The sequence below is a fragment of the Micromonospora sp. NBC_01412 genome, assembly GCF_045040215.1.
Classification (GTDB): domain Bacteria; phylum Actinomycetota; class Actinomycetes; order Mycobacteriales; family Micromonosporaceae; genus Micromonospora; species Micromonospora rubida.
This window is the reverse complement of the sequence record NZ_CP109528.1, coordinates 119,341-139,136: the sequence shown is the minus strand read 5'-3', so window position 1 is coordinate 139,136 and position 19,796 is coordinate 119,341. Positions and strand designations below refer to the sequence as shown.

Here is a 19,796-nt window from a genome sequence, read left to right as displayed (position 1 = left end):
CGGGATCCGGCTTGACATGACCTCCCGTCCTTACCGGAGCTACCGCTGCCCACCGAAAAGGCGTCGTAATGAACTCCGAGCACTTCAAGGCCGTTGAGCGTCTGGTCGCTGTCGCAGCGGGCAATGAGGCGCACATCTCCGCCGCTGCGGAACAGATCGGTTTGGCAGATACCTCCGCCTGTCTGTTCACCGAATGGGCAGAACGGTGCACACCCATTACCGTGCACAGAGAGATTGACCTGGGGAGCCACGCACACCGAAATGGTGGGGAGCCGCAATTTGCTGGTCCCGGAGATCCTGACCGCGTTGGAGGGGATCGACGCCGAGGTGGTGGTCGCCGTGAGCGCCGCCGACCGGGAGTTCGTGACGGCGGCCTCACCGAACGTCCGGATCAAGGTCGGGCTGCCGTTGCACACGCTGCTGCCGACGTGCGACGCGATCGTGCACCACGGCAGCTCGGGAACGATGCTGACCGCGGCGTCCGCCGGTGTGCCTCAGGTGATTGTCCCGATCTTCATGGATCGCGCCGAGATCGCCCAGCTCGTGGCCGACTCCGGGGCCGGAGTGCACGTGCCGCTGGAGGCTGCCGACACGGCTCACCTCAGCGCCGGGTGACCCGGGCTCTGTCGGACACGACGATGAGGAAGTCGGCCGAGTCGCTACGCCAGGAGATGCTCGCGGCCCCTTCCCCGTCCGAGGTGGTCGAAACGCTCGAAGAGTTGGTCTGAGAGGTCATGGTGAAGGCTCTCGTGTTGTCCGGCGGCGCTGGCACCCGGTTGCGTCCGTTTACTCACAACAGTCCTAAACAGCTGGTGCCGGTGGCAGGCAAGCCGGTTCTCCTGCATGCCCTCGAGGCGATCGCCGCAGCTGGCATCACCGATGTCGGCATCATCGTCGGCGACTCGGGAAAAGCGATAGCCGAGGCCGTCGGTAACGCGTCTTACCTGGGTATTTCGGTCGAGTACATCGTGCAGAGCGAGCCGCGCGGCTTGGCGCATTGCGTGCTCATCGCCCGGGATTTCCTCGACGCCGACGACTTCGTGATGTACCTCGGTGACAACATCTTCGTCGGCGGCATCGGCTCCGCGGCTTCCGAATTCCGGCGGACCCGGCCGGCTGCGCACCTGGTCGTGACGAAGGTCGCGAATCCGTCGCAGTACGGTATCGCCGAGCTGGACGGCGCGGGCAGGGTCACGCGGCTGCAGGAGAAGCCGGCACACCCGAACAGCGACCTCGCGGTGACCGGGGCCTACTTCTTCACACCGGAGATCCACGAGGCGGTCCGCAGCATCGAGCCGAGCGGACGTGGCGAGCTGGAGATCACCGACGCCGTCCAGTTTCTGATCGAGCGCCGGCACACCGTGACCGCGCAGCTGTTCACCGGTCACTGGGCGGACACCGGCACCCTGGGCGACCTCCTGGAGTGCAATCGCGTTCTCCTGGAGGCCATCGCGCCCGCGACTCACGGGCTGGTGGACCACCGGTCGCAGATCTCCGGTCCCGTCATCGTCGAAGCGGGGGCGGTCGTGCGGCGATCGACGATCACCGGCCCGGCGATCATCGGTGCCGGCAGCGTCATCGAGGACAGTCGGGTGGGGCCGTTCACCTCCATCGGCCGAGGGTGCCAGCTACGCGCGGCGGACGTCGAGTACTCCATTCTGCTGGACGACGCGTCCGTGTTCGATGTCAGCGCCCTCGCTGGTTCGATCATCGGCAAAGGGGGTCAGGTCCGTCGCGCACACAAGGACGCGGCGGCCCACCGCCTGTTGATCGGCGACGACAGTCACGTCGAGGTCTCCGCCTGATCGCCGACCGACGCCGAGGAGGACGACGACATGCGTGTTCTTTTCACCACGACGCCGCTCACCGGGCACTTCTTCCCGCTGGTGCCGCTGGCCTGGGCGTTCCGGATCGCGGGTCATGAGGTGCTTGTCAGCACCTCGGACAACTTCGTGGACTCCGCGCTGCGCTCGGGCCTGCCGGTCGCGGCGACCGGCCCGGCCGCGGATCTCACGGAGATCGGCCGCGCCGGACGGCCCTCGGACCCGGACACGGCGATCGACCAGCGTCACACCCACGGGCGTACGTTCGCCCGCATCGCCCGGCAGAACTTCGCGGGAACCCGGAGCCTCGTCGACTCGTGGCACCCCCAACTGGTCGTCAGCGAGCGCGCCGAGTTCGCCGGTCCGCTCGCCGCCTTGGCCGCGGGCATCCCCTGGGTGCAGTATCACTGGTCGGTGTCCCAACTGCACGAATACCGGGACGCTGGCGCGGAGGAGTTCTCGGCCGAGCTGCACGACATGGGATTCGCCGGGATCCCTGCCCCGCACCAGGTTCTCAACCCGTGGCCGGTCAGCCTCTGGTTGCCGCACGCGTCCGAATACCTGGGGCTGCGTCACGTCGCCTCCAGCGGGGAGGCCCCCATACCGGACTGGGCGTTCCGCACCCCCGACCGCCCGAGGATCTGCGTGACGCTCGGCACCGTCGTGCCCCGGGCCGCAGGCAACGATGCTTCCGACTTCATGCTCACCATGCTGGACCACCTGGCGGCGCTGGATGTGGAACTAGTGGTGGCCGTCGACGACGACATCGCCGCACGCTGGCGCCGGCTGCCACCCGCCGTGCTGCACGCCGGCCGCATCCCCCTCGGCAGTGTGCTGCCCTCCTGCGCGGCGATCATCCATCACGGCGGGCAGGGCACGACCCTGAACGCCGTCGCGGCGGGGCTTCCTCAGCTGGTCCTGCCGTGGTTCGACGACCAGTTCGACAACGGCATGATGATCGCCGAGTCGGGCGCCGGTCTCATGCTGTCCCCGCCGGAGACCACGCCGGGAGCCGTGGTGCAAAGCTGCGCCCGGCTCCTGGAGGACGAGAAGCACATCGACACGGCAGCCGCCCTGGCCCGGGAGATGGCCCTGCTGCCGCCCCCTTCGGCCGTCGTCGAACGCCTCACCGATCTGTGACGCGAAATGAACGCGATAATTAGAGGTCCTTTGGAAGCGCCGAGAATAGTCTGGGATGCCGACCACGGAAATCACCTGTTGGTCTGAATTCGACTGCAGCCGCACATTGCGGCGAAGCACGATATGGGGAGGGTGCTATGCCGCGTAGTACTGTCCTGAGTCGTTGATTCGTTGCTAGATTGATGGCGTGGGTGATGGTCGTGGTCCGAATTTGGCGTTGCTGGCGTTGACCGCCGAGGAGCGGGACGTGTTGCAAGGCTGGGCTCGTCGTGGAAAAACGGCGCAGGCGTTGGCGTTGCGTGCGCGGATCGTGTTGGCGTGCGCGGATGGCCTGTCCAACAGCGAGGTCTCACGGCAACTCGGGGCGTCGCTGCCGAAGGCCGGTAAGTGGCGCAAGCGGTTCATCACGCAGCGACTGGCAGGGCTGCGGAATGAGCCTCGTCCTGGCGCGCCGCGGAAGATCACCGACGCGCAGGTCGAGGCGGTCATCGTCAAGGCCCTCGAAGATGCACCGTCTAACCAGGACATCCACTGGTCGATTCGGTCGATGGCGAAGGCGGCCGGGCTCAACCAGACGGTCGTGTCGCGGATCTGGCGGGCGTTCGGCCCCAAGACGCACCTGGTGGACACCTGGAAGCTGTCCACCGATCCGTTGTTCATCGACGAGGTCCGTGACGTGGTCGGGAGGTACCTCGATCCGCCGGACAAGGCGATGGTCCTCGCCGTCGACGAGAAGTCCCAGATGCAAGCCCTCGATCGCACCGCGCCGATGCTGCCGATGATGCCCGGCGTGCCTGAGCGCCGCACCCACGACTACGTGCGCCACGGCACCACGAGCCTGTTCGTCGCACTGGACATCGCCACCGGCAAGGTGATCGGCCAGCACCAGCGGCGGCACCGCCACCAGGAGTTCCCGCGCTTCCTCAAAACCATCGACACCAGCACCCCACCCGAGTTGGACCTGCACCTGATCTGCGACAACTACGCCACACACAAGACCCCGGCGATCCGCACCTGGCTGGCCGCGCATCCGCGCTTCCACCTGCACTTCACACCAGCCTCCGGCAGGCTCAACCTGGTCGAACGCTGGTTCGCTGAACTGACCAACCACAAGCTCCGCCGCTCCACGCACCGCAGCGTCAAAGCCCTCGAAGACGACGTCAGCACCTGGATCGCGGCATGGAACGACAGCCCGAAACCCTTTGTCTGGACCCAAACCGCCGACCAGATCCTCGACAACCTCGCCAACTACTGCACCCGGATCAGTAAACCTTCCAACGACTCAGCACACCACCTTGAGCTTGCGATACTCCATGGCGATCCCTTTGGAGCCTCTCGCTCGTTGCCAGGATCGCGCTCGTGATCAAGCGGCGACGTGGCGAGACCTGCATCTGTCCCGATTGGCCATCGATGCGGTGGTCCCTCCATGAAAACGAGCGCTCTAAGTTTGACCTTTTGTAATCCTTCACTGGCCCTGTCTGCGGTCGAAGCGATATCACCGCGGCGTTTGCGGCGTCCGGCTCCTCTCCAGGCGGGGACGACCGGTCCGGCTCACCATGGACGATTCAGGGGCTCCACGCGGAGAAAGGGACTTCAATGCAGGTTGGTCATGGAGTGCTGAGATGAGGATTCTCGTCACCGGGGGTGCGGGCTTCATCGGCTCCCACTACGTCCGTTCGCTGCTCGACGGTGTCTACGACGCTGGGTATGAGGACGCCCGGGTAACGGTCGTGGACAAGCTGACCTATGCCGGAAGCCGCGACAATCTGCCGGCCCATCACCCCCGGCTGAAGTTCGTGGAGGGCGACATCTGCGACAGTCCCCTGCTGGCAGAGCTTCTCCAGGGGCATGACGCGGTGGTCCATTTCGCCGCTGAGACACATGTCGACCGTTCGCTCGCGTCGGCGTCGGAGTTCGTCCGGACCAATGTCTGTGGCACTCAGAGCGTGCTCGAGGCGTGCCGTCGCGTCGGCGTGGGGCGGGTCGTGCACGTGTCGACCGACGAGGTGTACGGCTCGATCAGCGAGGGCTCGTGGACCGAGGAGTGGCCGCTGCTGCCCAACTCCCCGTATGCCGCGTCCAAGGCGGCGTCCGACCTGATGGCTCGGGCGTACTGGCGTACGCACCGCCTTGAGGTGTGTATCACCCGGTGCTCCAACAACTTCGGCCCGCGTCAGCACCCGGAGAAGCTCATCCCGCTGTTCGCCACCAGCCTGCTCGAGGGCAGGCCGGTTCCGCTGTACGGCGACGGCCGCAACGTCCGGGAGTGGCTGCACGTTGACGACCATTGCCGGGCCATCCAGCTCGTGCTCACCCGGGGCCGGGCGGGTGAGGTCTACAACGTCGGCGGGGGCAACGAGCAGACGAACCTGGCGATCACCGAGCGGTTGCTGGAGCTGACCGGCACCGACTGGTCGATGGTTCGCCGGGTTCCGGACCGTAAAGGGCACGATCTGCGCTACTCGCTCGACGAGACCAAGATCCGCGACGAGCTGGGCTACGCGCCGCGGGTGGAGTTCGAGCAGGGGCTGGCGGACACGGTGGACTGGTACCGGGACAACCCGGCCTGGTGGAAAGCCGCTCAGATGCGTACGGCCGGCTCGGAGCCGTTGCAGGCGGTCGAGTGACATCCGCGCCCGCCCGGCCGGCCGGGCGGGCGTGTCGGAAGCCTTCGAGCAGGCCCGCCAGCCCGGCCACCCCGGGCATCAGGCGGGGCACTTGCACAGGTGGAGACAGCCGCGGCGTGACCCGCCGGAGACATGAGCGATGCTGACACAGCGAGCACGACACCTGCGGATCTGGAAGCCTAGACAACTCCATGATCCACAGGTGTAGTGCTCACCCCTCACCTGGGCACGCGTCACAAGATCATCAAAGCAGACATTCGCGGACTACTCCGGGGCCCTGGGGGATAAGGACCGTCGACGTCGAGGAGCAGCGGCGAGCGGGGGTTCGTGTCAGGTGCCTTGGTTCGGTCGTGGTGGTTTGGGCTCGTGCTCGTGCTCGTGGGTGTCGGGGTGGGCTGTCGGGGTGGGGTGGTGGTGGGTGGTTAGCCGAGGGTGCGTAGGCCGGGGAGGACCTGTTGGGCGAAGGTGCTGAGGAAGCGTTCCTGGTCGTGTCCGGGGCCGTGGAAGACGAGGTGGTTGAATCCGGCGTCGATGTACTGTCTGATTTGGGTGATGGCGTCGTCTGGGGTGGAGGCGACGATCCAGCGTTTGGCGACCTGGTCGATGGGTAGTTCGTTGGCGGCTTTTTCCATCTCGACGGGGTCTGCGAAGCTGGCTTTCTGTTCGGGGCTGAGTGACAGTGGCGCCCAGAATCGGCAGTTTTCCAGTGCCCGGGCTGGGTCCGGGTCGTAGGAGAGCTTGATTTCGATCATCCTGTCGATGGTGTTGTGGGCGCGGTTTTCCTGGTCGGCGCCTGCTTCGACGGCTGGCAGGAGCTTTTCGGTGTACAGTTCCATGCCTTTGCCGCTGGTGCAGATGAAGCCGTCGCCTTTGCGGCCGACGTATTTGGCCATGACGGGGCCGCCGGCGGCGATGTAGATGGGGACGGGCACGTCGGGTCGGTCGTAGATGGACACGCTGGTGGTTTGGTAGTACTGCCCCTCGAATGTGACGCGGTCTTCGGTCCACAGTCGGCGGATTAGGTCCACGGCTTCGCGTAGGCGGGCGAACCGTTCTTTGAAGTCGGGCCAGGTGATGCGTGCGACCGCGACTTCGTTGAGGGCCTCACCGCTGCCGATGCCGAGTGCGATCCGGCCGGGGTACAGCAGTCCGAGGGTGGCGAACGCGTGTGCCACCACGGCAGGGTTGTACCGGAATGTGGCGGTCAGCACGCTGGTGCCGAGTTGGACCCGTTCGGTGCGTTCCCCGACGGCGGCGAGCCAGGACAGGGAGAATGGTGCGTGTCCGCCGTCGTGCCGCCACGGCTGCAGGTGATCGCTGATCCAGACGCTGTCCAGGCCGTGGCCTTCCGCGCTGACCGCGTACTCGACGAGCTCGCGCGGGCCGAACTGCTCGGCCGACGCCTTGTAACCGATCTTCAGTGTCATGCTCCCATTGATAGGCCACATTGAGAGGGATCCTCATCCCCCGGCCTGACGGTTGGCGGTGCCAACACGCCGTAGCAACGGATCCACCATGGGCGTCCAGGGGCGGTAACCTCTCAGAGGACGTCTGATTCACGTATTTTGCCGGTTATGCGGGTTTAGCTGTGTCGCCAGGTTGGGGTGGTTTCGGTGGTGAGGCGTTTGGCGAGGTTGTCGATCATTGTGATGGTGATCATGCTGGCGGAGTTGTCGGGTCGGGCTTCGTAGTCGCGGACGAGTCGGCGGTGGTGCGTGAGCCAGCCGAGGGTGCGTTCGACGACCCATCGGCGTTTGACCACGCTGAAGCCTTTGGCTTCCGGGTTCTTGGTGACGATTTCGACGTCGACGCCGAGTTGGGCGCCGTGTTCGATGACGCGGTTTTTGAATCCAGCGTCGACCCAGGTTTTGGTGAGGGTGGGGTAGGTGGTGGTGGCTTGGTCGAGTAGGTCCATGCCGATGGTGTTGTCGCTGGCGCTGGCTGCGGTGACGGCGACGGCGAGGAGCAGGCCGAGGGTGTCGGTGATGATGCCGCGTTTGCGTCCGACGATCTTCTTCCCGGCGTCGGTGCCCTGTGTGGACAGCGGAACGCTGGTGGAGGTTTTCACGCTCTGGCTGTCCATGATGGACGTGGTGGGCTCGGTGGTGCGGCCGTGGTGGTCGCGCACGAGACCGGTGAGCTGGTAGTTCAGTTCGGTGAAGATGCCCTCTTTGCTCCAGGCGGCGAAGTAGCCGTAGACCGTGGCGTGGGGTGGGAAGTCGTGGGGCAGGTAGCGCCAGGCGATGCCGGTGCGGTTGACGTACAGGATGGCGTTGAGGATCTCGCGTAGGTCGTGGGTGGGGGCGCGGCCGCTGACGCCGGCGTCGGTGCGGGCCTGCCGCCAGGCGGTCAGGCGGGGTGCGATCAGCGCCCACCGGGCGTCGGACAGGTCGGACGGATAGGCTCGCCGTTCGGTCATGGTGCAGGCGTACGGCGTGCGGGTGTCGGCTCGACGGACATCATGTCCGTCGATGTCGGGGTGAAAGTGAACCAGACACGATCGCGGGGCGAAATGCTCTGATTCCGGTCAGGATTGAGTCGGGCGCAATGTGTTCCTTCCGGGTCAGGTCGGATATCTTGCGCTACCGAGGTCGAGACGTGAATCGGCCTCTACTGGCGCGAAGGTGAAACAAACGTCCAGTCAGGCGGTGTGGTAGCCGAGGACGGCGCCGGGCCGGTCGTTGAGTTCGTCGGCGATGGCGTCGAGTTGGGGCTGGCAGGCTGGTGCTCTCGGCCACGGTGTCAGGTCAGCACCCGCGGGCCTTCGCGGGCCTGCCGGCGACGGTGTCGATGAGGATGCCGCGAGGACTCGGCCTGCACGACCCGCACGGCGTCGTCGGGACCGAACTCCCGCAGCCGCTCCAGCGCCCCGTTGCCGCGCGACCGCGGCGATGAACACCGCCGGATCCGGCATCGCCGGGCAGGGCAGACATCCCGTCAGCAGGGCATTCCCGGTTCCGGGCATCGCTTACGGCCGGGAACCGGGCCGTGGCGGGCTATGAAGCACGGCCGCTTCCTCTCATCCTGTAAGTGCGTGGCACCCGGCATAAGTGTTTGCGGGGTGCTGCGTTCTGCTGCTATTGTCGTTGCTGGCCGTGAATTCGTTGTAGGGAGGTGAGACCCGTGAACGTAAACACCCATGGGTGCTCCCTGAGTCCGTCACGGTCCGGCGGCTGACGTTCGGTGTCGCCAGGAGCGCCTGAGGTCGAGGCATTCCTGGAAGGAACTCTGATGGACATGAAGCCTTTGATATCTGGCCTGAGTGAGAACGCGGTGGTGATCACGCGTGTCGCGGACAGGCAATGGCATGCGCTGCATGACAGCTTGGTGGTCGGTCGTACGTATGCGGAGCACCGGCCTGATGGTCGTTTGTTCGTCAGCATCGATGCCTGGCATGACGCCACCTTCGATCAGCTTGCCGAGGTGATGCTGGCGGAGTTGCCGGCGCCGCTGTACACGGTGGTCGACGAGGCCGACGTCGAGCTGACGGCCTGCTGGCGGCGGGCCGGTTTCGCGGTCCGGCGCCGTGAGTGGGAGTACGACGTGCCGACGGACCCGCAGGTCACCGGGCTCGAAGAAGTCTTACTGCCTTCGGGTGTGACGATCGTGCCCGCCGGTCAGGCGGATGAGGGCCTGTTGCGGGCGGTGGACCGCGCGATCCGTGACGAAGTCGAGGCGGCCGTCGGATGGCAGTCGATGCCTGCGGAGGTGATTCCCCTGCCTGAGGGCGATACCATCGGCGACCCGTCGAAGTACGTCGTGGCCGCAGCGCCGGACCGTTACCTGGGTCTGATCCGGGTGGTGACGGAGGATCGGCCGCGCATCGGGCTGGTCGCGGTCCGGGCCGGCGAGCAACGCCGCGGCATCGCGCGGGCGTTGCTGGCCCACACGCTGGAGACGCTGCACCGCTCCGGGTTCGCCGCGACCTGGGCCGAAGTCCAGGAGTCCAACCAGGCGGCCTCGGCGCTGTTCGAGGGCATCGGGGCCCGGCCGGTGAGCAGTAACCTGGAGCTGATCCGATGACGAGGACCAGGAAAGGCGTCGAAGTCGAGGGCAGGGTCGTCGAGTGCCTGCGCAGTGGCATGTTCACCGTGGAGCTCGAGAACGGCTACCGGGTGCTCACGCACATCAGCGGTAAGATCCGCCAGAACTTCATCAAGATCTATCTGGAAGACCGGGTGCTGGTCGAGCTCACGCCGTACGACCTGACGCGCGGCCGGATCGTGTTCCGGTACCGGAACTAGCTCAGCGACGGTCGACACCTTCCGCGGTAGCTGATCCTGGATCCCCGGTCACGGCATTTCCGTGACCGGGGGCCCGATGATGGCTTGCACGGCTGTGGCGGAGGCGTTTTCTCGTCGACCCCTAGGTGACGCAGCGTGATCGCTGCTCTGCTCGATGCAGAGGCCTGACACCGCCCTGAAATCTCGACGGGTTCGGTACAGGCGGGGTTGGACAGCCTGGACCGAAACCAGCCAGCGGCGGTGCGCTCATGATGTGGGACGGCGCGCGCGGCCGAATCCGCTTCCGCTATCGCCCGCGATCAGAAACGGGTGTCGGCGTCTGGCCCTCGAGCCGGACGCCGATCACGTTCATCACTTGCCGAGCCGGCGGAACGGGCATGCGTTCGGACGGCGAAGCGACGGCACCGTCCGGGCTGGCCCTGGGGAACCGGCCCGGACGGCCGCATTGCTCAGGCTTCGGTGTGAGGCTCGGTCCGCGCTGCTATTCGGCGGCGTCGTCGACCAGCCACAGACCGTCGATGTCCACCTCGAAGCGCGGAGAGAAAAGGACCCGGCGATGCGGGTCGTCGACGCCCAGGGGAACCGGCACAGCGAACACATAGCAGGCCGGTACGGCGTAGCAGGTGAATTGCGCCGCCGCGTTCGGGGCATCCGGGTGAAGCAGTGCGGCATGCTCTGCCCACCGACGAAAAAGTTCTTTGAACCAGAACCCCACCATTTTTCCTTCGCTTTCCGGAAATCGGGGAGGACTACTCGCCACCGCCGAGCGGATACGCGGGGCCGGCACAAACCGGTGACGGAATTACTCGCGCGCCCAGGCGTCCTGCAGGCTCGCGGTCCGCGATCACCAGGGCGCCCGGATCGACGATCGCGCCGGCCGCCGAGAAGCGGTGTGCGTGCCCGGCCCGGATGAGGCTGGCCTCACTCCCGCTCCGGACGGCGATCACGTTCACCGCCGCGACGATGTCGCCCCGCGTGTCCCTGCCGTGGTCCTCTGGTTCCCGGTCGGCGAGAATTCCGAGGTCCGGTCCGTTCAGCAGCAGTATCCCGGGCATCGGGCGCCTCTCGATGTGCCCAGCGCGGATGGCGCCGGCCTTGTGCGCTATCGTGGCAACCCCTCGGTGACGACGACAACTACCCGGCTTGACAGTGTCCAGCTCCGGTCTCGTCGTGATCCCGGTCCCGCACATGATCGAGTCTGCACAAATCCGATATTCGCATCATATCGGTCAGCTTTCGTTCATTTGTGAATTTCGCCCACTTGGCGGTTTTTGATCGCCGCCCGTCGCCAACAACTGCGCCACCCGATCGGCCCATACCCGTCAGATCTGACAGAAATCAGAGTCATCAATACGAACCGAAGTTCGCCTTGACATGCCACAGTCGCGCGGTATCGTCGTCCATGACTGCGGGGGCGATCATCGATATATGGCATGGCTTGGCCCTCTAAGATTGTTTTTGGGTCCGTGGAGGCAATTCGGGAATCGGGTCGCGCACGATACCTCAAAATGTGCTTGAAGACTTCGGGGAGTTCGATTGGGCATTATGGGTCTAGCTGCGTCAGGTCTCTCAACTCACAATTGCATCAATCTTGAAATCTTGCATACGGCCGGTTCGGTCTGGCTTGAGGGTGATGTCGTCTCCGCCATCTCTTTGGCCGAGGCGGCGGCGACGGCCAGGTGTCGACGGGGTAGTGAGTGCTGCACGGCGTTGGCGAGTCTGCAGCTCGCGCTGTTGTTGACGAACCTTCGGCGTATCGATGAGGCCCGGCATGCGGTGCGCCAAGCCGCTTTGGCGGTCGACGATCCCGCCATCAACGCGGTGACGGCACTGGTCAAAGCCAAGATCGCGCTCTGTGACGGCCGTATCGACGAGGCCGGGAACCTGTGTGACACGGGAATGCTTGTGGCGAACGATCCGCGTTACGCGTCGTGGGCTCCGATCGGGAACATGGTCCGCGCGATCACCGCGATGCGGCGTGGTGAACTCGCCACGATGATCCATCATGCCAATCAGCTCAAAGAGGACGTGCTTTTCGGCCGGGATCCCTTTCCCTGGGCCTCGCCCGCTTGGCTCGTCGTCCAGATCATCGAGGCGGAGAAGGGCTGGGAGGTCGCCGTACCGCTCGCCCGCGCGCTCCTCGAGTCCGAGGCGTCGACCCGGGGTTTCCTGTTGTCCGAGCCCACGGCGGCGTCGTTCGTCGTGCGTATCCTGCTGCGGGCGGGCGACTGGGAAACCGCCCAGCGTGTCCGGCGTTGCGCGGTGGCGCTCGCCGCGGAGAACCCGGAGATCCACGCCATCGCGGCCGCCGCCCTGCACCTCGAGGCACTGCTCGAGAAGGACGTCAACCTGCTCCAACAGGCCGTCGCCTCCGGCTGCGACACGTGGACCCGCGCCTCGGTGAACGAGGACATCGGCGATCTCCTGTCCGAGAGCTCCGAAGAGTTCCGGCAGGTATGCGCGCACTACGAGACGGCCATGCGCTCCTACGCGGACGCGGGTTCCCCGCGCGACTCGTCTCGGGTCCGCAGCAAGTTGCGGCGCCACGACACGTCCAAGGCCGCGGCGAGGTTCTGGCCCAGCAGCCGGATCCCCGCGCTGACCGACACCGAATACGCGGTGGCCGAACTGGTGGCGGGAGGACTCACGAACGCCGAGGTCGCCGGCAAGATGTTCCTGTCTCGCCACACCGTCGCCTTCCACCTCCGCAAGATCTTCCAGAAGGTGGGCGCCAAGTCACGCATCGAGCTCGCGGTCATGTGGAAACAACTGGTCGGGCGGGAAAGCCTAGACATCTCGTGCCACTTCTAGTGCCCTGCGCCGGAAATTCGCCTGGTAAGTGGGTAGGGTGGTGGGATGCCAAGAACCCGGCGTCCCCACTGCGCCGCTGACGCTGACCGACGAAGAGCGGGCGACGTTGACGCGGTGGTCACGGCGGGCGAAGTCGTCGCAGGTCCTGGCGATGCGTTCGCGGATCGTCCTGGCCTGTGCTGAAGGCGCGTCGAACACCGACGTCGCAAGAGATCTCGGAGTCCACGTGTCCACGGTGGGCAAGTGGCGGCGGCCGTTCCTGAAGCTGAGGCTGGACGGGCTGATGAACGAGCAGCGCCCAGGCCGCCCGTCGTCGACCAGCCTCGACCGGGCCGAGGACGTGGTGGTGACGACGCTGGAGCGGACCCCGCGTAACGCCACCCACTGATCGCGTAGCGAAGCATCCCCGGTTCCACATGCACCTCACCCCGACCGGCTCGTCCTGGATCAACCAGGTCGAACGCTGGTTCGGCTACCTCACCAACCAGAGGATCCGCCGCGGCGCCCACAAGAGCGTGCAGTCCCTCGAAGCTGACATCCGGGCGCGGAACGCTGACTGGAACAGCAACCCACGCCCGTTCATCTGGACCAAGACAGCCGAATAGATCCTCGAATCACTCGCACGATTTTGTCGGCGAATTTCCGGCGCAGGACACTAGCAGTGTGTGGGATGCCAGGGCACTGCGGTCCGGAAGTACCGTGTCCGCTGAGCATCGCGGTACCCGGCCGTATGAAAGAAGTGAGCTTTCATGGGTGTGACCCAGTCCGAACGGACATTGTCCAATTTTCTCGCCTATCTCGACGGGTTGCGAGCGCGTGGCGACGTGCATTTCGACGAGAAAGTGCAGGCGTGGCACGTGCTTGGTTACCACGACACCCAGCAGGTGCAGACCGACCCGGTGACCTTCTCCTCCGAGGTCGCCCCGCTGGCGCCGAAACAGGAAGACTTCGACCTGTCCAACAAGGGCAACTTCCTCCGAACGGACGATCCGGAGCACCGCCGGCTGCGCGGCATGGTCAGCAAGGCGTTCACCCCGAAGATGATCGCCGACCTGGAGCCGCGCATCGTCGAGATGACCACGCAGCTGCTCGATGCCGCCGATGCCGGCGGCGACCAGTGGGACTTCATCGCAGAGCTGGGCTACCCGTTGCCGTTCATGGTCATGACTGAGCTGCTCGGCATCCCCGACACCGACCGCGCGTTCCTCCGGAAGCTGTCCGACACCTTCGTCGAGGTGCAGAGCTACGAGCCGGATGGGTCGCTGGACGACCAAGGGGAAAGCGCGGTGAACAACGTCGCTCCGCTGCTGCGTGAGTTGAACCAGTACCTACTGGAGATCCTCCGCGCCCGCCGCAAGAACCCCGGTGACGACCTGGCCGGGAGGCTCATGGCGGTCGAGGTCGACGGGGTGCGGCTGGACGAAGAGGAGGCCCTCGGTTTCCTCAACCTGCTGGTCGCCGGCCACCACACCACAACCGCCGCCCTGGGCAACACGGTTCTCGCGCTGGACGAGAACCCCCATGTGTGGGACCAGCTTCGGGCCGATCCGGCGCTGATCCCGGCCGCGATCGAGGAGTCGGTGCGCTTCCGGCCGCCGTTCCCGCGTTCGGCTCGGCGGGTGACGAAGGACACCGAGATCGGCGGCCAGAAGATCCCGGCCGGTGCGATCGTCCTGGTGTGGCTGACCACTGCGAACCGCGACGACCGCGTCTTCGCCGACCCGGGCCGGTTCGACATCCTCCGCAAGCCCAATCCACACCTGGCGTTCGGCAAGGGCATCCATCATTGTCTGGGCGCACCACTGGCGCGGCTGGAGACGAAGATCGCGATGCGCCTCATGCTGGAGCGCTACAGCGACATCCGCGTGCGCGATGACGTCCCGGTCAACCTGCGCAATCCCTGGACGATGATCGGCGTCAACAAGCTGCCCATCGAAGTTCGCAGGTACTGAGCGGTCGCAGGTGATTCCTCCTCTCGGCGCATCCGTCGAGTTGACGGTTTGGTGCCGGATCTATTGTCAGGCAGGGAGAACGATGGATACGTTTTCGGCATGAAGGCGATCGTGTATTCGTCGACCGGCGGCCGTGATGTTCTGGAACTCGTCGACCGGCCGGTGCCGGAGCCGGGTCCTGGTGAAGTCCGGGTCCGTGTCGTGATATCCGGGGTGAACCATTCCGATTGGAAGGCCCGGGAGTTCGGTCACCGGGGCGGCCCCTTGATGTTCCCCGAGGTGGTGCCGCATCACGACGGCGGCGGTGTGGTCGACGCCGTGGGGGAGGGTGTCGATCCGGGAAGGGTCGGGCAGCGGGTGTGGGTCTGGGAGGCGGCGTACAAGCGTCCTCATGGCACGGCCGCGGAGTACACCATCGTTCCGTCCCGCAATGCGGTGCCGTTGCCCGCGAACGTGTCCTTCGAGGTCGGCGCGAGTTTGGGGCTGCGGGCGGTGGCCGCGCACCGCTGTCTGCTCGCCGGGCAGCACGGTCCGCGCCGGCTGGGTCCGGGCGCGCTGGAGGGGTGCACCGTGCTCGTTGCCGGCGGCGCGGGAGGCGTGGGGCAGGCCGCGATCCAGCTCGGAACCTGGGCCGGGGCGTCCGTGATCGCGACGGTCAGCAGTCCGGAGAAGGCGAAGCTGGCCCTGGCCGCCGGTGCGGCGCACACTGTCGACTACCGGTCGGACACCGTGGTGGAGGACATCCGTGCGCTGGCCCCGGGTGGGGTGGACTTGATCGTCGAGGTGGCGGCGACCGCGAACATCGGCACCGCCATGGAGGTCCTCGCCACGGACGGTACCGTCGCCGCGTACGGGACCGAGGGCACCAGTGAGCTGACGTTTCCGACGCGGAAGGCTATCGGGCGGAACCTGCGCTTCCAGTTCGTGATGGTGATGACGATGCCCGCGGCCGACAAGGACCTCGCGGCGGCCGACATCACCGACGCGGCGGCCGCGGGAGCGATCACCGCGGGAGAAGCGGCCGGGCTGCCGCTCCACCGGTTCCCACTTCACCGGACCGGCGATGCGCAGGACGCCGTGCAGGCCGGCATCGTGGGCAAGGTCCTCGTCGACATCGGTGAGTGAGCCCCTGAGCAGTCAGAGTGAGGAATCCCCGGTGATGTGGGCTGTTCCTGTGGCTGCTGTGGGACCTGGGTTCGACGCCGGCCTGATCGCCGGCACTCGATGACTTCGCCCGCATCGCGGCCAACGTGGACTGAGCCGTAGGCGTCGTCACGGCTGCTATGTTCGGCTCGGCGGTGTCTCTCGGGTGGTGGGATTCCCACACCGTTCGGGGGAGCTGCGCCTCTCAGCTCGGGCAAGTCGCATGGCTTGCCACCATCGAACCAGTAGACCGTTGCGAAATGAATGCGAGTGTGGCGAGGTGCGAATTCTCGGCGTTTCCGGATCGCTTCGCCAGGAGTCGTTCAACACCCGGCTCCTGGCGGCCGTCCAGCCGTTGGCCCCGGCGGGGATGGAGATCGACCTCTTCGACGGGCTCGGCGAGCTGCCGCTGTACAACCAGGACCTCGACACCCGGCAGGGCGCCCCGGCCCCGGTTGCCCGGTGGCGCAACGCCATCCGCGAGGCCGACGGTCTGATCATCGCCACACCGGAGTACAACAGCTCGATCCCGGGTGTGGTCAAGAACGCGGTCGACTGGGCCTCCCGCCCCATCATGAACGCCGCGCTGCACGGCAAGAGCGTGCTGACCATGGTGGCCACCCCCGGGCGCGGCCTGGGCCGCAACGCGCTGACCGATCTGGGCCGGGTGCTGCACGACTGCCACGCGCACGTGATCAGCGGGCCGTGGGTGGTGCTCACCGAGGCGGAGGGCAAGCTCGTCGACGTGAAGGACGAAGAGCACGGTCGGCTCGTTCCCACCCTCGCCGACCCGGTCGCCGTGCGCATCGCCACGGTCCAGCTGAACGCGCTGGCCGCCGCGGTCGACGCGGGCGCCGGCGTGCACGGCGTGGCTCCGCTGCGCGCCTACTTCGCCGCCGGCCGAGCGCAGAACGGCTAGCCGAGCCCCGACACGACCGTACGCACCTGGTGTTGCGGGAGCACGCGGACAGCTTCGGCGAGAAGGTCGCCTTCGAGGACGACAAGCGGGCGGTCACGTACGGCGAAACTGGAAACACGGACCCGGCGGCCGGCGCGGGGCATCTGGTGGGCCTCGGTGTGCGGCGTGGCGACCGGGTGATGATCTGCCTGCGCAGGCAGCGTGGAGACACTCGAGAGCTGACTGCTCTACCTCCCGGCCGCCGGCAGCACCGCAGCGCCCCGCTCGGTCAGCCCCCGCGGCCGGTGCCCGAAGAGCTCGAAGCCTTCCAGACGACCGGAACCGCGGGCAGCGTCGCTGCCGGCCGGATCTCCTACCTGCTCGGCCTACGGGGACCGGCGATCACCGTGGACACGGTTACTACTTGGGGGGTGTGCGGCCGTCGAACCGCGCACGTCCTTTGGCCTCGGCGAGGGTGATCAGCGCCACGCACCGGCTCGACGCCGCGAGCGCGTCCCGGTCTCCGGTACGCGCGAAGACGTCCACGGCGGTGTCGGCGAACTTGATGACGTGTTCGTCCCCGTGCTCGACCGCACGGGGCATGGTGTCCTCGACCATCGTGGCGCCGTCGGTGTGGACGGCGAGGTCCGCGCGATCGGCGGCGTGCTGGGGTGTGCACGCGGCGGTCAAGGCGGCGCTCGCCTGCCACGCGACGTCCACGCTCGGTACCCACAGCTCGCGCGGCAGGGCCGGCAGCACGCGGAGGACCGCGGTCGGCGCCGTCGAAGCGTGGACCAGCATGACCGCGTGGCCGTGGCCATAGCTCAGGTAGTGGAAGACCGTGGCGTCGATCAGCTGGGTCAACAGCGTGGGCACCTGCTCGGGATCGTCCACGGCCTGCAGCGCGCCGAGTGCCGATTGCCAACCGTCGGTGGTCGGGAGCTGGCTGAGCCGGTAGGGAACGCCCTTCTCCTGGTCGGCGACAGGCGGCACGGCGGCCAAGGCGTCGGCCGGCCTCAGCGACCCGGGGCGGCGGGAGGGGTCGCCGGCCACCGGCGTCCAGCACGCGGCCCAGTAGCCCAGGGCGTTGGCGAGCTCGACCACGTACGGGTTGTCGGAGCTGTCGGCGGATCGCGGCTCCGAGAGGGGATCCGCTTCGGCCGCCAGCAACGAGTGGACCACGTGCCCGACCCGGATCGCGCCGTGCGCCGTGCCGCCGGCGATGCCGGGCAGCAGCCGCGGCCACCACGTCGCCAGCACTTCCCGCCAGGGGTGCTCGGCGACCTCGCGGTGGAACAGGGTCGTCCAGTCCGCCACCCGCTTCAAGTCGCCGAGGGCCTCCCGCCAGTCGTCCTCGGTGACCGGGACGAGCCCGCGCGGCGGTTCTTCCAGACGTTGCGTGTAGTTGTCGATCCAGCGATGCACGGAGTCGGCGTGCCCGTGCCGGATCATGGCCTCGACGGCCATCGGGCCGTGGTTGCTGAGGTGGTGGCCGCCCCACTCCGGTCCCGTCTCCTGGAACCGCTGGTAGGCCTCCAACAGGACCGACTCATTGTCACTCATCCAGGTTCTCCAAGCTGACGCAGAACTTTGTGCTCGACCCTCCTCGGACGCTAGGTCCGGCGCGCGCCGCGCACTATCCCCGACGTTGGTAGTGGCATTCGGCGCGTAAGTCGCCGCTTTACCAAGGCGGGGGATGGCCAGGGCCCGGGCAAAGTCGTTGAATATTGCCGAGCCGGTTGGGCGGGCGGTTGCCGGCGGCGATGTTGGTGATCCGGCGGCATTTGGTGCGCCGATGGCACTGTGGGTTGGCGGCGATTCGCCCGAACGTCGACCCGCAAACCCTTTGGAGGAGCCATGTCCGTTCTTGTCATCGGCGCGTACGGCGGTGTGGGCAGCCATGTGGTGGATGGGCTTCTGTCCGCCGGAATCTCGGCCCGGGGAACCAGCCGGACGCCGGGAGCCTGCGATTTGCCGGACGCTGTCGAGATGGTCCGCCTCGACCTGGACGAGCCGGCGACCTTGCCGGCGGCGCTCGACGGCATCAAGAAGGTCTTCCTGTACGCCAACCAGGAGGGCCTCGCCGAGTTCGTCAGCGCGGCGCGGGCGGCCGGGGTGGAACACATCGTGTTGCTGTCGTCGGCTTCCGTGGTCGAACCGGCCACCCGGCACAGCCGGAGCGCGCAGATGCATGCCGTGGTGGAGGAGGCGTTGCAGGAGTCCGCAATCGCGTGGACCTTCCTCCGCCCGACCACGTTCGCCAGCAGGCAGCTCCGCTGGGCTCCGGGGATCCGGTCCGGGGAGGTGTTGCGTATTCCGTTCCTGCAAGTGCGCACCGCGTCGATCCACGAACGCGACATCGCCGACGTGGCGGTCCGCGTCCTGACCGGCGCCGGGCACGAGGGGCAGGGGTACTGGCTGACCGGACCGCAAGCCTTGACGCAGCAGGAGTACATCGAGACGATCGGAGCGGTGATCGGGCGGCCGATCGATGTCGTCGAGTTGGCTCCGGAGGACGTCGAGCCGAGGCTGCCGGAATCCTTCATCCGGACCATGACCGAGCTCCTGGCGGCTCCAAGCATCGTGACGTCCACCATCGAGGAGATCACCGGGGTGCCGGCCCGCTCGTTCCGGCAGTGGGCCGAGGACCACGTCAAAGACTTCAGCTGACTGCCCACCCGCGCGCGAACCGAAGGAAACCGCATCCCGCCCCTGCGTAACTCAACGACCGCGCGCACATCACCGCAGGTCACCGGCACGGCAACGCTGCGCTGCACCTTCGGATTCAGCCCCGATCGCGTGCAGCGGCCCGGCACCACCCTGGTCCGCGACCGCAGGGTGTGGGAGATCGCCGTGCCGGCCGAACCGGTCGGCATCGAGTACGACCGCCTGCTCGACGAGATCCGGGACCGAATCGCCGTCCCGCTCGCGAAAGGTCGCGCGACTGGCCCCGCGGCTGCCGGCCAGGTTCCGTTCGGTCGGGGGTGGCCCTGCCGGCGACGGTCGGCCCGGACCGGGGTCGTCTCGGCCTGGCCGAACCGTCCGGAGTGGGCGAGGCTGGACATCCGGCGCGCCTTCGGCGAGCTGTTCGGCGGCGCGCCGATGGGGTGAGCCGCCGACGGTGATCCGGCCGCGCTGGCTGAGGCCGACGCGGGCGG

At 66.9% G+C, this 19,796-nt stretch carries 18 protein-coding genes and 2 pseudogenes; 15 read left to right on the top strand and 5 right to left on the bottom strand.

Annotated features, from left to right (window positions below; all coding sequences use genetic code 11):
- The first annotated feature begins 264 nt into the window (after window positions 1-264).
- The 5 genes and pseudogenes from OG617_RS00660 (at window position 265) to rfbB (ending at window position 5,590) form a co-directional block, all read left to right on the top strand.
- Window positions 265-615 carry a nucleotide disphospho-sugar-binding domain-containing protein gene (locus OG617_RS00660; protein ID WP_405097739.1) on the top strand — a complete coding sequence of 117 codons (351 nt, stop codon included), beginning with the start codon at window positions 265-267 and terminating at the stop codon, window positions 613-615.
- A gap of 122 nt (window positions 616-737) precedes the next feature.
- Entirely contained in the window at window positions 738-1,805 is a 1,068-nt protein-coding gene (locus OG617_RS00655) for a glucose-1-phosphate thymidylyltransferase (RefSeq protein WP_405104054.1), read from the top strand.
- A gap of 30 nt (window positions 1,806-1,835) precedes the next feature.
- Window positions 1,836-2,963, top strand: coding sequence for a nucleotide disphospho-sugar-binding domain-containing protein (locus OG617_RS00650; RefSeq protein ID WP_405097737.1), 1,128 nt, complete (start codon window positions 1,836-1,838; stop codon window positions 2,961-2,963).
- Between the two features lie 187 nt (window positions 2,964-3,150).
- Window positions 3,151-4,230: pseudogene (locus OG617_RS00645) on the top strand (IS630 family transposase); the annotation flags it as partial.
- Between the two features lie 355 nt (window positions 4,231-4,585).
- Window positions 4,586-5,590, top strand: coding sequence for a dTDP-glucose 4,6-dehydratase (gene rfbB, locus OG617_RS00640; RefSeq protein ID WP_405097735.1), 1,005 nt, complete (start codon window positions 4,586-4,588; stop codon window positions 5,588-5,590).
- Between the two features lie 422 nt (window positions 5,591-6,012).
- Here rfbB and fgd read toward each other — a convergent pair whose 3' ends face one another.
- Together fgd and OG617_RS00630 are read right to left on the bottom strand one after the other, a co-directional pair.
- Window positions 6,013-7,017 (bottom strand): glucose-6-phosphate dehydrogenase (coenzyme-F420), encoded by a 1,005-nt coding sequence (gene fgd / locus OG617_RS00635; RefSeq protein ID WP_405097702.1) that lies wholly within the window; start codon window positions 7,015-7,017, stop codon window positions 6,013-6,015.
- A 155-nt stretch (window positions 7,018-7,172) separates the two neighbouring features.
- Complete coding sequence (locus OG617_RS00630) at window positions 7,173-8,009, bottom strand: IS5 family transposase (RefSeq protein WP_405097733.1); 837 nt, start codon at window positions 8,007-8,009, stop codon at window positions 7,173-7,175.
- 812 nt (window positions 8,010-8,821) lie between these two features.
- Between OG617_RS00630 and OG617_RS00625 the strand changes: the two genes are divergently transcribed.
- A complete protein-coding gene (locus OG617_RS00625) occupies window positions 8,822-9,613 on the top strand; it encodes a GNAT family N-acetyltransferase (protein WP_405097710.1) in 792 nt (263 codons plus the stop codon).
- Entirely contained in the window at window positions 9,610-9,834 is a 225-nt protein-coding gene (infA, locus tag OG617_RS00620; protein ID WP_387026654.1) for a translation initiation factor IF-1, read from the top strand. The genes OG617_RS00625 and infA overlap by 4 nt, the downstream gene beginning before the upstream one ends.
- Before the next feature lie 481 nt (window positions 9,835-10,315).
- On the opposite strand, the gene OG617_RS00615 is transcribed toward infA, so the two are convergent.
- A complete protein-coding gene (locus tag OG617_RS00615; protein WP_405097731.1) occupies window positions 10,316-10,549 on the bottom strand; it encodes a hypothetical protein in 234 nt (77 codons plus the stop codon).
- A 34-nt stretch (window positions 10,550-10,583) separates the two neighbouring features.
- Window positions 10,584-10,889 carry a type II 3-dehydroquinate dehydratase gene (locus OG617_RS00610; protein WP_405097729.1) on the bottom strand — a complete coding sequence of 102 codons (306 nt, stop codon included), beginning with the start codon at window positions 10,887-10,889 and terminating at the stop codon, window positions 10,584-10,586.
- Window positions 10,890-11,544: 655 nt separating this feature from the next.
- Between OG617_RS00610 and OG617_RS00605 the strand changes: the two genes are divergently transcribed.
- From OG617_RS00605 to OG617_RS00580, 6 genes and pseudogenes are all read left to right on the top strand, one after another.
- Window positions 11,545-12,645: a LuxR C-terminal-related transcriptional regulator gene (locus tag OG617_RS00605; protein WP_405097717.1), complete on the top strand. Its 1,101-nt coding sequence runs from the start codon at window positions 11,545-11,547 to the stop codon at window positions 12,643-12,645.
- A 40-nt stretch (window positions 12,646-12,685) separates the two neighbouring features.
- Window positions 12,686-13,250 (top strand): annotated as a pseudogene (locus OG617_RS00600) (helix-turn-helix domain-containing protein).
- Between the two features lie 144 nt (window positions 13,251-13,394).
- Window positions 13,395-14,597 (top strand): cytochrome P450, encoded by a 1,203-nt coding sequence (locus tag OG617_RS00595; protein WP_405097727.1) that lies wholly within the window; start codon window positions 13,395-13,397, stop codon window positions 14,595-14,597.
- A gap of 51 nt (window positions 14,598-14,648) precedes the next feature.
- Complete coding sequence (locus OG617_RS00590; protein ID WP_405104053.1) at window positions 14,649-15,722, top strand: NADPH:quinone reductase; 1,074 nt, start codon at window positions 14,649-14,651, stop codon at window positions 15,720-15,722.
- A gap of 298 nt (window positions 15,723-16,020) precedes the next feature.
- Window positions 16,021-16,659 carry an NADPH-dependent FMN reductase gene (locus tag OG617_RS00585; RefSeq protein ID WP_405097725.1) on the top strand — a complete coding sequence of 213 codons (639 nt, stop codon included), beginning with the start codon at window positions 16,021-16,023 and terminating at the stop codon, window positions 16,657-16,659.
- Window positions 16,660-16,838: 179 nt separating this feature from the next.
- Window positions 16,839-17,117 (top strand): beta-ketoacyl synthase N-terminal-like domain-containing protein, encoded by a 279-nt coding sequence (locus OG617_RS00580; RefSeq protein ID WP_405104052.1) that lies wholly within the window; start codon window positions 16,839-16,841, stop codon window positions 17,115-17,117.
- Here OG617_RS00580 and OG617_RS00575 read toward each other — a convergent pair.
- Window positions 17,059-18,201: a hypothetical protein gene (locus OG617_RS00575; RefSeq protein ID WP_405097723.1), complete on the bottom strand. Its 1,143-nt coding sequence runs from the start codon at window positions 18,199-18,201 to the stop codon at window positions 17,059-17,061. The genes OG617_RS00580 and OG617_RS00575 overlap by 59 nt on opposite strands.
- Before the next feature lie 294 nt (window positions 18,202-18,495).
- Between OG617_RS00575 and OG617_RS00570 the strand changes: the two genes are divergently transcribed.
- Together OG617_RS00570 and OG617_RS00565 are read left to right on the top strand one after the other, a co-directional pair.
- Entirely contained in the window at window positions 18,496-19,308 is an 813-nt protein-coding gene (locus OG617_RS00570) for an NAD(P)H-binding protein (RefSeq protein WP_405097721.1), read from the top strand.
- Window positions 19,309-19,437: 129 nt separating this feature from the next.
- A complete protein-coding gene (locus OG617_RS00565; RefSeq protein ID WP_405097719.1) occupies window positions 19,438-19,749 on the top strand; it encodes a hypothetical protein in 312 nt (103 codons plus the stop codon).
- Window positions 19,750-19,796: the final 47 nt, after the last annotated feature.